General features: G+C 57.2%; 13 protein-coding genes. 4 read left to right on the forward strand and 9 right to left on the reverse strand.

The window, feature by feature from the left end:
- Positions 1-28 precede the first annotated feature (28 nt).
- From ACWORE_RS09795 to ACWORE_RS09805, 3 genes are all read left to right on the forward strand, one after another.
- Positions 29-715, forward strand: a complete 687-nt coding sequence (locus ACWORE_RS09795; RefSeq protein WP_012731526.1) for a potassium channel family protein — start codon at positions 29-31, stop codon at positions 713-715.
- Between the two features lie 13 nt (positions 716-728).
- The gene (locus tag ACWORE_RS09800) at positions 729-2,216 is read left to right on the forward strand and encodes a SulP family inorganic anion transporter (protein WP_455303678.1); all 1,488 of its coding nucleotides are present in this window, start codon (positions 729-731) and stop codon (positions 2,214-2,216) included.
- Positions 2,217-2,279: 63 nt separating this feature from the next.
- Complete coding sequence (locus ACWORE_RS09805) at positions 2,280-2,927, forward strand: cation transporter (protein ID WP_012731528.1); 648 nt, start codon at positions 2,280-2,282, stop codon at positions 2,925-2,927.
- 21 nt (positions 2,928-2,948) lie between these two features.
- Here ACWORE_RS09805 and ACWORE_RS09810 read toward each other — a convergent pair whose 3' ends face one another.
- The 6 genes from ACWORE_RS09810 to ACWORE_RS09835 form a co-directional block, all read right to left on the reverse strand.
- Positions 2,949-4,115, reverse strand: coding sequence for an ABC transporter permease (locus tag ACWORE_RS09810; protein WP_406605977.1), 1,167 nt, complete (start codon positions 4,113-4,115; stop codon positions 2,949-2,951).
- Positions 4,112-4,996, reverse strand: a complete 885-nt coding sequence (locus ACWORE_RS09815) for an ABC transporter ATP-binding protein (protein WP_448233863.1) — start codon at positions 4,994-4,996, stop codon at positions 4,112-4,114. Before ACWORE_RS09815 ends, ACWORE_RS09810 begins: the two co-directional genes overlap by 4 nt.
- Before the next feature lie 95 nt (positions 4,997-5,091).
- Entirely contained in the window at positions 5,092-5,586 is a 495-nt protein-coding gene (locus ACWORE_RS09820; protein ID WP_455303679.1) for a pyrimidine dimer DNA glycosylase/endonuclease V, read from the reverse strand.
- 280 nt (positions 5,587-5,866) lie between these two features.
- On the reverse strand, positions 5,867-6,052 hold the full coding sequence (locus ACWORE_RS09825) for a hypothetical protein (RefSeq protein WP_046202338.1): 186 nt from the start codon (positions 6,050-6,052) through the stop codon (positions 5,867-5,869).
- Complete coding sequence (locus tag ACWORE_RS09830) at positions 6,052-6,735, reverse strand: YceI family protein (RefSeq protein ID WP_367270431.1); 684 nt, start codon at positions 6,733-6,735, stop codon at positions 6,052-6,054. Before ACWORE_RS09830 ends, ACWORE_RS09825 begins: the two co-directional genes overlap by 1 nt.
- A gap of 27 nt (positions 6,736-6,762) precedes the next feature.
- Positions 6,763-7,125, reverse strand: coding sequence for a hypothetical protein (locus ACWORE_RS09835; RefSeq protein WP_012731534.1), 363 nt, complete (start codon positions 7,123-7,125; stop codon positions 6,763-6,765).
- A gap of 203 nt (positions 7,126-7,328) precedes the next feature.
- Here ACWORE_RS09835 and ACWORE_RS09840 point away from each other — a divergent pair, with 203 nt between their 5' ends.
- Positions 7,329-7,718 (forward strand): RNA polymerase-binding protein RbpA, encoded by a 390-nt coding sequence (locus tag ACWORE_RS09840; RefSeq protein ID WP_046202337.1) that lies wholly within the window; start codon positions 7,329-7,331, stop codon positions 7,716-7,718.
- 89 nt (positions 7,719-7,807) lie between these two features.
- On the opposite strand, the gene ACWORE_RS09845 is transcribed toward ACWORE_RS09840, so the two are convergent.
- From ACWORE_RS09845 to cobN, 3 genes are read right to left on the reverse strand one after another with little or no spacing between them, the layout of a single operon-like run.
- Complete coding sequence (locus tag ACWORE_RS09845) at positions 7,808-8,626, reverse strand: polyprenol monophosphomannose synthase (protein ID WP_046202336.1); 819 nt, start codon at positions 8,624-8,626, stop codon at positions 7,808-7,810.
- Between the two features lie 22 nt (positions 8,627-8,648).
- On the reverse strand, positions 8,649-10,622 hold the full coding sequence (lnt, locus tag ACWORE_RS09850; protein WP_455303680.1) for an apolipoprotein N-acyltransferase: 1,974 nt from the start codon (positions 10,620-10,622) through the stop codon (positions 8,649-8,651).
- A 56-nt stretch (positions 10,623-10,678) separates the two neighbouring features.
- The gene (gene cobN / locus ACWORE_RS09855) at positions 10,679-14,398 is read right to left on the reverse strand and encodes a cobaltochelatase subunit CobN (RefSeq protein WP_455303681.1); all 3,720 of its coding nucleotides are present in this window, start codon (positions 14,396-14,398) and stop codon (positions 10,679-10,681) included.
- Between the last annotated feature and the right edge of the window lie 82 nt (positions 14,399-14,480).

Here is a 14,480-nt window from a genome sequence, read left to right on the forward strand (position 1 = left end):
AAATCGCAACTAGGGGAGGACAATCCCGATGGTGCATTTCTTTTCATCAACAACCCGTCCGAAGATGAATCTCGCGCCGGTCGTTATTGTCGGTTTAGGGCGCTTCGGCTCCGCAATGGCTAGGGAGCTGACGGACCACGGCGTCGAAGTGATGGGAATAGACAGTCGGCAGCGGATGGTCCAGAATGCGGCCGATATCGTCACGAATACTGCCGTCGCTGACTCTACTGATATTGAGGCTCTCCGCCAGTTGGGTGTTGATCAGGTTGGCCGTGCGGTTGTTGCGATTGGGTCGAACCTTGAGGCCTCCATCTTGACCGCGTCGAACCTCATGGAGCTCGGAGTTAAGGATGTGTGGGCCAAAGCGGACTCTAAGGCCCATGGACGGATTTTGACTCAGCTAGGAGTCCATCATGTGGTCCGCCCAGAGGCCGATACTGGCCGTCGGGTCGCGCACATGCTGGGAGGTCACATCCAGGAATTCGTGCAGTTCGACAAGGGCTACAGCATGATTATGACCAAGCCGAACAAAGTGCTTCTTCGCGATCCACTCGATAACCGACGCTTGTGGGAGGACTACAAAGTGCACGTTGTCTCAGTACGGAGCGACGGTGGCCAGTGGGTTCCGGCGACCGATGGCCGTGATTTTGAATCTACGGATGCGCTGATCCTGGCAGGAAGCCCAGAGCGGATTGAAACATTTGCCCGGAAATAGTGTGAAGGATGCCGTGACCGACCATCCAGCGACGGTCGGTTCTTTCCGGTCGGCTTTCTCTTCGTGGGGTCGGTTCCGTACGGAGATCTTCGGTGGGTTGGTGACCTCGCTCGCTCTCATTCCTGAGGTGATTTCTTTCTCGATCGTTGAGGGCGTCGATCCGCGAGTTGGCTTATTCACATCGTTCGTCATGTGTGTGGGGATCGCTTTTACCGGTGGCAGGCCCGCGATGGTCACGGCGGCGGCAGGATCAGTGGCATTAGTCATGGCCCCGCTGGTGAAAAACCACGGAGTGGAGTATCTGGTTCCCGCGGTGTTGTTGGCGGGAATGATTCAGATCGCTCTGGGACTCGGCGGCGTCGCCAATTTAATGCGCTTTATTCCGCGAAGCGTGATGAACGGGTTCGTGAATGCCCTGGCTATCCTCATCTTTCTCGCTCAACTCCAACACGTCATTCATGTGCCATGGATGGTCTACGTGCTGGTCGCCATAAGCCTTGCCATTATGGTTGTCTGGCCGCGCGTGAACAGAGTCATTCCAGGTCCCTTGGTGGCTATCGTGGTGGTGACAGCGTTGGCCATTCTGGGGCATATCGACGTTCCCACCGTCCGTGATCAGGGAGAACTGCCCCATGGGGTGCCGTCGTTGATCATTCCGGATGTGGTGTTCGGGTTCCGCCATTTCGGGGTTATCGCGCCGTACACGCTGGGGGCTGCCATCGTCGGTCTCATCGAGTCGTTGCTGACCGCGAAACTTGTTGATGACATCACGGACCAGCACTCTGATAAAACGAGGGAGTCATGGGGGCTGGGGATTGCGAACGTCGCTAGTGCCTTCGTCGGAGGTCAGGGCGGTTGCGCGATGATCGGGCAAACCATGATCAATGTGCGCCATGCTCAGGCTCGTACGCGCCTCTCGACGCTTCTCGCCGGCGTATTTCTCCTCGTTCTTGTGGTTTCGCTAGGGGAAATCGTTGGGCAAATCCCGATGGCCGCGCTCGTTGCCGTGATGTTCGTCGTCGCCTTTTCGACGTTGGACTGGCACTCGGTCGACCCGAGAACGCTCCGGAGAATGCCGCTGAGCGAGACGGCAGTGATGGGTGCGACGATTATTGCGACAGTGGTGACCAATAACCTCGCGGTCGGCGTCGTGTGTGGGGTAGTGGGCGCAAGCGTGATGTTTGTTCATCGCGTGGCCCATATGGTGACGGTGGAGCAGGTGGACCATTCTCCGGAGACCAGTCGGTACCGGGTTCGGGGACAGTTGTTTTTTGCGTCGAGTAATGACGTGGTGTTCAGCTTTAATTACACTGACCCCGCGAAAACTATCGAAATTGATGTCTCCGACGCCGAAGTGTGGGATTCCTCCGCCGTATCAGCTTTGGAATCTATTGCCTACAAGTATCGCCAGCGCGGTAAACATGTTCAGGTTGTGGGCGCGACGGGCGCCAGCTTAGAGCGCCTACGTCGGTTGTCCTCACTGACGATCGTGGACGAGTAGTTCTCGGATAGGCAGATGGGGGGCGAATGTGTCGTTCTCTGCCTTGGAGAGCACAATAAAACTGTGAATGAAATAGGTAGTTCCCACCGTGTTCACCAGTTACAACGGCGTATTCGTTTCATTGTCGCGTTTACGATTGCATACAACGTGGTTGAAGCTGTGGTAACAGTGAGTGCGGGGCGGCTTGCTTCCTCTGGCGCCTTGGTAAGTTTCGGCCTCGATTCGACGATTGAGGTTGCTTCTGCCGTAGCAATTGCGTGGCAATATAGCCGACGAGACCCTGAGCGGTGGGAGAAGCCCACGCTGCGGTTGATCGCGTGGTTGTTTTTCTTGCTGGCCGCGTATGTCACTGTGGAGTCAGTGATCGCTTTGGTGAATCATCGGGAACCTGATCACAGCGCTGTTGGCTTGGGCATGGTGATAGCAAGTGTCATCATCATGCCTCTCGTGTCCTTTCTTGAAAGAGACGCAGGGCGAGCCTTGGGCTCGTCGAGTGCAGTGGCTGACTCTAAACAAACTTTGGTGTGCGCGTACTTGTCAGTGGCGGTGCTGGTCGGCTTGGCTGTGGATTGGCTCTTCGGATGGTGGTGGGCGGACCCTGTAGCTGCTTTGGTTGTGGCTGCTCTTGCTCTTCATGAAGGTAAGGAAGCGTGGGAAGGGGATTCGTGTGCTGCCTCGTCCCATGAAGCGCTTGCTGCCACTGAAGGATAGCTGCTTAGAAGTGCGTCATTTTTACTCATTCCGCGCACGCAAGGCCTGGGACCACTTAATGGCCTGCCCTGTACGAAGGATCGAGCGCTCATAGATCGCCGACGCGAACCAGATCGCTAGTGCGGTCGCCACGAGCAGGATACCGAGGGAGAGCAGATGATCCCAGATCGTGCCCTGGCCCAAGAACACGCGCAGTGGCGTTGCTACCGGGGCAGAGAAGGGGATAAGCGCCATGATCCGCAGGGCCTCTGGGTTGTCGTTGAAGAAGATCACCGCGACGTACGGGATCATTATCAGCATCATCACAGGCATCGACGTCGAACCGATGTCCTCTTGACGAGAAACGAGGGAGGCGGCCGCGGCGTAGAGGGAAGCGATCATCACGAAACCGATCGCGAACAGCAACACGAACCACAGGATCGGTGCTCTGAGGCCGTCGAGCGGTAGAACGGAGTTGTTAAACCGCATGCCCAGTAGAAGGACCCCGGCGATCAGCACCACTTGCAAGAAAGCCATCACGGAGTTACCGATGACTTTGCCAGTCATGAGGGCCTTCGCCGGGATTGTCGCGAGAAGAATCTCTACGATGCGAGACTGTTTTTCCTCGATAACTGAGACTGCGATCTGTTGGCCGTAGATGATAGCGATCATAAAGAACGCGATGCCGAACCCGAAGGCGATGAAATATCGTACGCCTGGGTTAGGGGCGTCTGGATCTAGTAACTCCACGTTCGGAGACACCGACAGAGCCTGGACCATATTCTCTGGCGTGGAGTCCAGCCCGACGACGGTGATGCCGGCAGGGGATGACTTGTCCGTGATCACCGCGGCGTCCGCTTCGCCGTTACGTACGGCGTCCTTTGCAGCTTCCGCGGAGTCCACGACCTGAGGCTTGTAGGAGTCGCCAAGACCTTGTACCACCTGGGACGTTTCGGCGGTCACGGCCACTTTCTTCCCGTCGCCATCAAAGAGATCGCCCAAGCGCGGAGCCAAAAGCACACCCAGCATGAGCAGCCCGAGCACGATCACCGTGGTAACCACGAACGCTTTGGACATCATCTTGACCTTCATCTCACGGCCAGCCACCAGGTCGACGGCAGTCCAGAACGACGTACGTTCGGTACTGCCGGAGGCGAGATGACCGTTCTCATCAACCGGGGAGGAGTGGGTCTGGGGCGAGGCGTTCATCGGGTGACCTCCGTGAAAATCTCATGCAGGGAATGGCGGGCAGGGCCGAAACTGTGGATGGGGCCGCGGGAGGTGGCCTCCCGGAGAACCTCGTTGGCGACGTCCACCGAGTCGGCGTGGAATCGGACCTGCCCCTCGTCGGCACTGGTGATGTCCGCGCCGGGTACGGAGCGAACCCAGTCGGTGTCCGTGGCGGTGACGAGCTCCCACTCGGCCTCGGTGTGCTGCTCGATGAGTTCATCGCGGGTGCCACTGGCCACAACGCGCCCGTCGGCGAGAATGACAAGCACATCGCAGAGCCGTTCCACGACGTCGAGCTGGTGAGAGGAAAACAGGACGGGAATACCGGTGTAGGCAGTTTCCTGCAATACCTGCAGAGTGATGTCCACTGCGTGCGGGTCCAGGCCGGAAAATGGTTCGTCTAGGACAAGAGCGCTGGGCTCATGTACTAATGCGGCGGCCACCTGAGCGCGCTGCTGATTGCCGAGAGAAAGTTCTTCGAGCTTGTCTTTCGCACGGTGGTCGAGGTCCAACCGTTCCAGCAGGTTCATCGCCCGGGTCTTCGCGGCCTTCGCCGAGGATCCGTGCAGGCGCGCAAGATAAACGAGCTGGTCAATCACTGGCATTTTTGGGTAGAGGCCGCGTTCCTCGGGCATGTAGCCAATGCCCGCGCGGTAATCGCTGGTGATGGGTTCTCCATCCACGAGAATCTCACCTGAGTCGTGGGAGAGTACGCCAAGCAGGATGCGCATAGTGGTGGTCTTGCCAGCACCGTTGCCGCCCACAAAGCCTGTCATTAGCCCAGGTTTAATATCAAACGATAAATCGTGGAGGGCGCGCTTGCCGCCAAAACTTTTATTGAGCCCTCGGACGCTGATCATGTCGCCAGGATATAGGACGGGTCTAGGGCCGGCCACCGGACGACGGTAAATCGGCGATCGCCAGGCTGAAGACGAAAACACGTGTTTTCGTATGGTCAGATATCTTTAACCTTTTCCCATGATTCGATGGGGCCCTCAATAACAGAGAATAGCGGATGAGCTGGGGGAATAGTTAGATTTTCGTCACTGTCAGTGGGCTGGAGATAACTGTTGAGAGTGGACGACAGCCACTCGGGATCTCGTCTGGCCACCTTTGTACCGAGGAAACGGAGTTCGTAGCGGAGCTGGCCTGTTGTTACAGGTATTGAATTCTGAGTTTGTGCGGTCTGGGCTATATCGTCCGAGCTATAAGCGATACGGTCGCGGTTAAAGTTATAGCCACGAGAGTCAGCTTCATCAGCGAGTGCGTGCAAATATGTCGCAACTGATAACACGGGATTGTCGGTGGCTTTAAACCTTTCCAGTTGCGGATGGTTCGTGTAGCCCTTCGTGAGTCCGCGGAGAACTTTTTGCGCGAGTAAAGTTTCCCGCCAACATGCGACGAGTCCGCGACGGTCGAGCAGGCAGGGGTGGAGTGACCAGATACGCATAGTTTCAGTATTCCTTGCAATCACAGTGTGGAGTACCGGACCTCGGTAACGAAGTATCCGTAAAGTGACATAATGTAGATTATCGGCTAAATATATAGAGGTGTTTTACCATAGGGCGCGGATGATATGCGACCAACCGGCCTCAACCGCAGATCTCTGAAGGTGCACTCCCTAACACTCTTTCTGTCACAGTGACTTAATAATCGTGTGTAACGCGGAGGTGTCGTACTCGCACGGCCACGCATCACCAAGGCATACAACATCAAGACTTCGGAGATCGTCATTGAGCGGGCCGCTGCTTATTCTTCGATCGATACACCTGGCGCAGCTGGACGATGGTGAGTACGAACAACACCGCGAAGACAACCAATATGATCCACAACTTCTGAATAAGCGCGATCACGATAAGAACGGCCAAGACTGCTAATCGCAGCCACCGTGTCCAAATTAGTGTTTCGTCACTCATTACTGCTTCTCCATAGTTAGCAGCAGATTGATCTCGCCTGTTTCGTCAATCTTGGCGGCAACGAATTGTGGCGATTCAATGTCGTAGTCGCGCCTATTAATCGGAATAGTACTCGAAACAATCAGTTTCTTACCCGTACGCAGTGCTTTTAGTTTGACGTCGATGTCTTTTTTCACACCGTGAATTTCCATGGTCCCCGGCACAGTATTTTCATCAGCGTGCCCGTCGCCTGGCAACGATGAAACGTCGACTGGGCCTTTGATTGTGAACACTGCCTTCGGGAACTCATCGGTGTCCAGGATGGTCCGTCGGACATTGATATCGCGTTTCTCAACATCACTGGAAATCGACGTCAGATCAGTAGTTGCCGATCCTTCTGTCAACTTTTGATCCGATACGGTGAATGATCCGTCAACTTTATTCGTTGACCCGCTTGTTTCCTTGGATTTACCAGGAAGAATCTCGTGGAACGTATATCCGGCAGATGTTGCGTTCTTCCCTGAGCCCCGCACAATCTTCCAACTGCCGTTGATATCGGTGCTTGCTGCCTTGGCGTCGCCGTCGGTGAGCGATTCAGTTTTTGTCCCCCGGTCGGTAACCGCTTTATAAACGACCGGCCCAACAGATGCTAAGACAATGGTGACAATTGCTATGACAACCAATGTGATCCAAGGCTTCTTCATAAGCGCCATGGTACTAGCCGCAGGTATTTATGTATTAGCTTGCTCAACGCCCAGGCGGATGGACTCGATATCTCGCGCTAAGGACACAAGATCCCCAGTCATGGCGGCAAGCTCACTTGACGTTGCGCCTTCTTGCGCAGCCGTGTTGATATCCTCCGCAGCGCAGCGTAACTCAAAGAGTGAATCGAATAGGTATTGTGCTTTCTTGCCCCGCAAGACGATGTCCGAGTCCGATATTCCGACTCCACGCCCCTCATGGCGCTGCTCATAGGCTCGTTGTCGGCAGGATCGTGAGCAATATTTAGGTTTGCGTCCACGCCCCGAGTATTCGACTGGGTTCCCGCACCACTGGCAACGGACTTCCTGTGTTGAACGTTCCTTTTCCATCATTATCTTCCATTATTATCCGTGGTCTATGACGCTTAATGATCGACGTTATGTACCAATCATGGAACAGATCTGCCGCTAACATCGTTGTATGTAACGCCGGTTATAATGAGTAACTGGTTTCTTTAGACCCTAGCGCGACATTACGCTCAAGTTGTAAAGCTTTACCAGTACGTACCCCAATGACGTAAGGACTGATTCCCCGCATGGCAGATCGTGTTCTCCGTGGCAGTCGAATGGGCGCCGTTTCCTACGAAACGGATCGCGACCATGATCTAGCCCCTCGGCAGCTTGTCAAGTACCGTACCGAGGACGGAAAGATATGGGAAGTTCCTTTTGCCGACGACGCTGAAATCCCAGGTGAATGGCCGTGCCAGAACGGCAAAATCGGTGAGCTGGTGGAAGGCGAAGGCACAGAGGCCAAGCCCGTCAAACCACCCCGTACACACTGGGACATGCTTCGCGAACGTCGCAGCATCGATGAGCTCGAAAAGCTTCTCAACGAGCGTCTAGACATGCTCAAGCAGCGCCGCCGTATCGCTGCCAAGATGATGAAGGAACAAAAAGAAGCCGAAGAGAAAGCCAAGTCGAAGTAACTCGGCTCCCCCTCGCCTTTCACAAACGGATCCGGTCTCCCCCGCGAATATTCGCAGTCAGAGGCCGGATCCGTTTTTCGTCGCAACTATTACGAGTTGAAACGTCGCTTTTGTTTCTCGATTAGCTCATGCACTTCGTGCTTGATCAAGCGCTTCGACGACGTGAACAGCTCTTTTGCCTGCTTGCTTCGATACGCCACTCCCCACTTGGTTACCTCAAGGAGGGAATCTTTCACGAAGTTCCCGGAGAGCTTTGACTCCCCTAGCTCGCGCTCGGTGAAAGTAATCGGTACTTCCCGAACATCAAAGCCCTGCTGGAGAATCCGCCAGGCAAGGTCCGTTTGGAAGATATAGCCTGCGTTACTCAGCTCGTCGAGATCCACGGCCTCGAGCACAGACCGTCGATAAGCTCTGTAACCAGCGGTAATGTCGCGGATCCCCGCGCCCAAGACGACATTGATGTACGTGTTTCCACCCCGGGAAAGGAATTGGCGATACGCGGGCCAATTCACGGTTTCCCCGCCCGGTACATACCGCGAACCAATCGTCAGGTCCGCACCATCATTGACCGAGTCGAGCAAAAGGTGGAGTTGCTCAGGCGCGTGGGAGCCGTCGGCATCCATCTCACAGATCACGTCGTAATTCTGATCAAGCCCCCACCGGAAACCAGCGACATACGCTGCACACAGTCCCTCTTTACCCTTGCGGTGCAAGACATGGATATGGGAATCATCGGATGCCATCTGGTCGGCAAGATCACCGGTGCCATCGGGGCTATTGTCATCGACGACCAAGACGTCTACGCGGTCAGGCTCTGCTTTGCGCAAACGGCCCACGATGAGGGGCAAATTATCCTTTTCGTTGTACGTCGGGATGATGACCAACGTGTTGTCGCTCGGTTGAGTCAACGGTGATCCTCTCTCTTGATAACTACTTTGACTTTACCCGCTGTGGCTTCCGTTGTGAGATAGCGGCACCCAGAGCCACGACGACGCCGAGCCCGCACAGTGTCCACTCGATGATCGTCGCCGAATAGGAAGCAATGGTTCGCGTCGAACGAAGAGGCAGCTGGGCATGAAGAATCCCCTCCGTGAAAGTCTGGGTGCGCTCAGACACTCGACCGTCTGGCCGAATGATAGCGGACACGCCCGATGTCGCGGCAACGACTGTGGCGCGGTCATATTCCACAGAACGCAATCTGCTCATCGCCAACTGCTGGTAGGACATGTCCGTAAAGCCAAAGGTCGCGTTATTCGTCGGGACTGTGAAGATTTGCGCACCACCCTCCACCGCATGTTGGAAGGCGCCATCGAACGCGACTTCATAACAAGTGCCGACGCCCACCGGGATGAGAGCATTCGTTTTGCCCGACCGAACATGGACGATGCCGTTATCGTCGCCAGGGCTGAAATTCCCCGCCATATCGACGTATGACGAGAAGTGCCGGAAAAAGCCCCGCCATGGCATGTACTCCCCGAATGGTTGGAGATAGACCTTATCGTGCCTCTCCCCTGGCCCAGTTTCTGGATCCCAGACGACAACAGTGTTGCGCTCCTGATCACCCGGGTGCGTGAGCGTACCGACGAGAATCGGGACCCCAGCAGCTTCCGCTGCTTGTTGAATCTCATCCCGGGCAAGCGGATCGAGAAAAGGATCGACGTCCGACGAATTCTCCGGCCACACAACAAAATCTGGCTTCGGCGATTTATGGTTCTCAATGCGACGAGCCAAGGCCAGCGTGGCGTCACGGTGATTGGCTAAGACCGCACGCTGCTGGTCATTGAAATCGAGCCCCAACCGCGGGACATTTCCCTGTACGACCGCGACCGTCACGAGATTCTCGGGTGACGACGAATCACTCGTGCGGTAGTAGGTGATACCTGATTCTTTGGACACCATCTGTATCGATTGTGCCTGGGGGCCTGATTCGTGGGCTTCTGCCCCGTTGTCTGCCCCATTGTTCGATGACGCGACATCGTTCGACTTCGCGAAGGAATCAATGCGCTCGGTCGACGGATTCGGCCCCGCGTCCACCTGCGACCAGGCCAACCCCGCAACGATCGGGATAACAAGAGTAATGACCAAGCCAGGGATCCAAATCCGACGGAAAATGATGGCTATTCCGACCCCCATCGTCACGGTTGCCACAGTGATCAGTGCAGGTCCACCAATTCTGGCAAGAGAAAGCAAGGGGCCAGAGACCTGTCCCCACGCAAGCCGAGTCCATGCGAAGCCACCGAAGGGCCAATGCGACCGTGCAAACTCGACGGCGAGATACCACGTAGGAATCCCGATGACAGTAAAGAGGAACTCGTTGGCGGTAATCGTACGATGGACGCGAACACGGCCACGACCACTTAAACGATCCTCCGACGAGGAACCCTTCTTCGACGTCGAGCTATCCCGCGCAGCTTTCGAGCTCCCCTTCTGAGAGCGAGCAGGTGACACACGCGGCTCCCGCTTCCGGGCAGCACGCCCGGCGCGGAGGAGAAAGACAGTTCCCGCGCCGAATGCCAGTGAGTATAGGGCTTCGACGATGGATAAGGCGATCCATGGTAGCGAACCGACGTATTCCCCGATCCAGGGCAGGTAGAAGAGGTAGGTGATGAGCCCTTGGGTGAAGGCGATGAGGGCGCCGAGCCACGCGCCGGGTGCGGGTGATTTATCGCCCCATGGTTGGAGGGCGATGATCAGCAAGGCAATGCCGAGTGGGGCTGCGAGCCATAGGCCGTTTGGTTCGTATGACGCGTAGACGCACAGCCCTGCGAATGCGGCGAGCGAGAGTCGTATGACTGTGTAGAGGAATCGCTTGCCGTAGTCGGCTCTGCGTGTGGTGTCGTACAGGCCGGGTGTGTGCGCTGCCTCGTCCCATCGGGGTGTTGATCGTGGACGCGGTGTAGGCATGGCGTCAAGATTACTACTTGGTGGGCCTGTACTCGGTTATCTCGGTGGCGGTATTTTTAGCGGTCTTCCATTTCTCCTTCGGTTTCTAGGAGGGCTTCGGTGAGTGCGTCGAGGCGGTCTTGGTCGGGGTTTTTCCATAGTCCGCGTTGGGCGGCTTCGAGGAGCCGTTCGGAAATGTCGTGGAGTGCCCATGGGTTGGATTCGCGGAAGAATTCCCGGTTTTCTTCGTTTTCGACGTATTCCTGGGTGAGTTGTTCGTACATCCAGTCGTCCATCATTCCCGCGGTAGCATCGTATCCGAAGAGGTAGTCGACGGTTGCTGCCATTTCGAATGCGCCTTTGTATCCGTGGTTGCGCATTGCTTCGACCCAGCGGGGGTTGACGACGCGGGATCGGAAGACGCGCCGGGATTCTTCGTGGAGTGTGCGGGTGCGGATGGTGTCGGGGCGTGTGGAGTCGCCGATGTAGGCTTCGGGTGATTGGCCTGAGAGTGCTCGGACTGTGGCGACCATGCCGCCGTGGAATTGGAAGTAGTCGTCGGAGTCGGCGATGTCGTGTTCGCGGGTGTCCGTATTTTTTGCGGCGACTTGGATGCGTGTGTAGGCCTGTTTCATGTCGTCGGCTGCGGGTGCGCCGTCGACTCCGCGTCCGTAGGCGTAGCCTCCCCAGGTGCTGTAGACCTCGGCGAGGTCGTCGTCGCTGCGCCAGTTTCCTGCGTCCATGAGTTCGAGGAGGCCTGCGCCGTAGGTGCCGGGTTTTGATCCGAAGATGCGTCGGTGGGCGCGTTCGGCCGGGGTTCCATTGGCTGTGTCTTCGTTGACGTGGGTGGCGACGTAGTTCATGTCGGCGGGTTCGTCGAGGGCGGCGACCATTTGGACGGCGTCGTCAAGAAGGGCGACGACGTGCGGGAAGGCGTCTCGGAAGAAGCCGGAGATGCGGACGGTGGTGTCGATGCGGGGTCGTCCGAGTTCCTCGAGTGGGATGACTTCTAGCCGTGTGACGCGTCGGGATACTTCGTCCCATATCGGTCGGACGCCGAGGAGTGCGAAGACCTCGGCGATGTCGTCGCCAGAGGTGCGCATGGCGGAGGTGCCCCAGGCGCTGATGCCAACGGAGACGGGGTATTTTCCGTCGTTGTCCTGTTTGTAGCGTTCGATGAGGCTGTCGGCGAGGAGTTGTCCAGTGTCCCAGGCTAAGCGTGAGGGAATTGCTTTGGGGTCGACGGAGTAGAAGTTTCGGCCGGTGGGCAGGGTGTTGATGAGCCCGCGGAGGGGAGATCCTGATGGGCCGGATTCGATAAATTTTCCGTCGAGTGCTCGGAGGACTTGGTCTAGTTCTCGGCTGGTTTGGCGCAGCCGCGGGACGATCTGCGTGGTGGTGAAGTGCAAAATGTCCCGAACGGCGGCAACATCTGCACTATCTGGGAGCCCTGGATCGCGGCGAATCTCTTCCAGGACGTTGTTGACGGTGTTATCGTCCCAGTTGTGGTCTGCCAGGGCGGTCACGAGTGCCGACGCGATGTTCTCGATGTCATCGGTGCGGTGCCGTGTTTCGGAACCGTCCTCGTTGAGGCCGAGAGCCTCGCGAAGCCCGGGAAGAGTGTTGATTCCGCCGAAGATTTGTCGAGCGCGCAGCATGGCCAGGACAGTTTCGACGAGCTGCTTACCTTCGGGCGCATGCGAGAGGATGTGCAGCCCGCCGCGAATCTGGGCGTCCTTGATTTCGCAAAGCCACCCGTCAACGTGCATGAGCATATCGTCGAAGACATCTTCGTCGGGGCGTTTCTCCCATCCAAGGTCCTGGTCCATTTTTGCCGCGGTCAGCAGGGTCCAGATTTCTTGTCGAATAGCCGGTAGCTTCGCGGGGTCCATGGCGGCGATGTTGGCGTGTTCATCGAGGAACTGCTCGAGCCGGGTGATGTCCCCATAGCTTTCGGCTCGGGCCATGGGCGGGATGAGGTGGTCGACGAGGGTGGCGTGAGCGCGGCGCTTCGCCTGAGTACCCTCCCCCGGGTCATTGACCAGGAAGGGGTAGATCAGGGGCAGGTCGCCGATGGACTGGTCGGTGCCAGAGTCTGGCCCAAGGGCGACGGTCTTGCCGGGCAGCCACTCCATGTTGCCGTGTTTTCCGACGTGGACGATCGCGTCGGCGCCGAAGCCGTGACGGTCCGGGGTACGGCGGATCCACTCATAGGCTGCTAAGTAGTGGTGGTTCGGGGTCAGGTCGGGGTCGTGGTAGATGCCGACGGGGTTGTCGCCAAAACCGCGGGGCGGTTGTACCATCACAACGATGTTTCCGAAGCGTAGCCCGGATAGGTAAATATCCTTTGTTTCTGGTTGGACGTAGAGGTCTCCGGGGGCTTCTCCCCAGGTCTCAATCATGTCCTTTTGGAGGGAATCCGGGAGAGTGTCGAAGTACTCCTGGTAGTCGGCTGCTGAGAGGCGGAGCTCATTGGCCGCCATCACCTCGTCGGTGAGCCAATCGGGGTCTTGGCCGCCAGCGTCGATGAGTGCGTGCATAAACGCGTCCGAGTTCTCGCTGGTTTCGTCGCCAGAGTCAAGCCAGCCGGGAATCTTGGACGTATCCCCCAGGTCGTATCCCGCGTCGTGGAGGGCGTGGAGCAACGCCAACACGGAGGCCGGCGTGTCCAGGCCAACGGCGTTACCGATCCGGGCGTGCTTCGTTGGGTACGCCGACAACATCACCGCGATGCGCTTGGAAGCATTTGCTTTATGACGCAACACCGCGTGTCGATCCGCGATGCCCGCCAGACGTGCGCACCGCTCCGGATCGGGGTTATACGAAATGAGGCCGTCGTCGCCTATTTCTTTGAATGAGAACGGGACAGTAATGATGCGCCCATCGAACTCCGGGACTGCGATTTGGGTAGCAACATCCAGCGGTGAGGCGCCGTCATCATTGTCTTCCCACGTGCTGCGCGAGCTGGTTAGAGCGAGCCCCTGGATAACGGGGAGATCGAGCTCCGCCAAGGCGGAGACGTCCCATGCTCCGTCGTCACCGCCGGCTTGTGCGGTGGCAGGTTTTGTTCCGCCCGCCGCGAGAACCGTTGTGATCAGAGTGTCCATCGTCCCGAGGAACTGGAGGAGATCATCGGACGCCTGACGAAGCGACGCCGTGAAAATTGGGACTGGTACTGCTCCACGGTCGGCGATGGCCTCGCATAGCGCGTCGATATAGCGGGTATTGCCAGCTAGATGCTGGGCGCGATAATACAAGACGGCAATGCGTCGAGCCTCAGACTCCCCCTCAGACTGAAGGCCTGCCGTGCGGTTATCTTCCCAGCCTTCTAGTATTCCCCATTCAGGCAGATGGATTGGGGCGTCGAAACCTAGGCCGGTGAGAAGCAGAGTATCGGACAGGAAATTATGAAGGTTGATGAGGTTATTTTTCCCGCCCTCGGCAAGATAGCGGTGGGCGGTGGTGACCACATTCGACGGCGCAGTGGACAGCTCTGTGAGCTCTGCGTCCATAGTCTGTTCACCCGACACGGCAATAGTCGGAATACCTGAGGTGAGAAGCTTATTCAGCCCCTCTTCCCAGGCCCGCCGTCCACCCAAGAGCCGGACGATAATGATGTCTGGCTGGGAACCCGTAGCCCCACCGGATCCTGGAATAGGTGTGCCACCGAGGAGCGCATCAACATCGTCAAGCATCAATCGCGCCGGATTTGCCCAGCGGAACTCCACGTCGGGGTGCTCATTGGCCGCTTTTGCCGTAAGCAGATCGGTGTCAGAAGTGGACAGCAGAAGAATCATGTTTTCCTTTCCGGATACCGCGCCGGACGTTGTTCATATACGGGGTCTGGCTTGACAGTGGCGCGACCGCTCCCTGAGGGAT

Source organism: Corynebacterium sp. c7Ub_26 (assembly GCF_053760365.1).

Coding starts and splice junctions, on each gene's coding strand:
- ACWORE_RS09815 (WP_448233863.1), bottom strand. CDS start 4,996: ATGATCAGCGTCCGAGGGCTCAATAAAAGTTTTGGCGGCAAGCGCGCC.
- ACWORE_RS09840 (WP_046202337.1), top strand. CDS start 7,329: ATGGCAGATCGTGTTCTCCGTGGCAGTCGAATGGGCGCCGTTTCCTAC.
- ACWORE_RS09810 (WP_406605977.1), bottom strand. CDS start 4,115: ATGAACGCCTCGCCCCAGACCCACTCCTCCCCGGTTGATGAGAACGGT.
- ACWORE_RS09835 (WP_012731534.1), bottom strand. CDS start 7,125: ATGATGGAAAAGGAACGTTCAACACAGGAAGTCCGTTGCCAGTGGTGC.
- cobN (WP_455303681.1), bottom strand. CDS start 14,398: ATGATTCTTCTGCTGTCCACTTCTGACACCGATCTGCTTACGGCAAAA.
- ACWORE_RS09795 (WP_012731526.1), top strand. CDS start 29: ATGGTGCATTTCTTTTCATCAACAACCCGTCCGAAGATGAATCTCGCG.
- lnt (WP_455303680.1), bottom strand. CDS start 10,622: ATGCCTACACCGCGTCCACGATCAACACCCCGATGGGACGAGGCAGCG.
- ACWORE_RS09820 (WP_455303679.1), bottom strand. CDS start 5,586: ATGCGTATCTGGTCACTCCACCCCTGCCTGCTCGACCGTCGCGGACTC.
- ACWORE_RS09825 (WP_046202338.1), bottom strand. CDS start 6,052: ATGAGTGACGAAACACTAATTTGGACACGGTGGCTGCGATTAGCAGTC.
- ACWORE_RS09830 (WP_367270431.1), bottom strand. CDS start 6,735: ATGAAGAAGCCTTGGATCACATTGGTTGTCATAGCAATTGTCACCATT.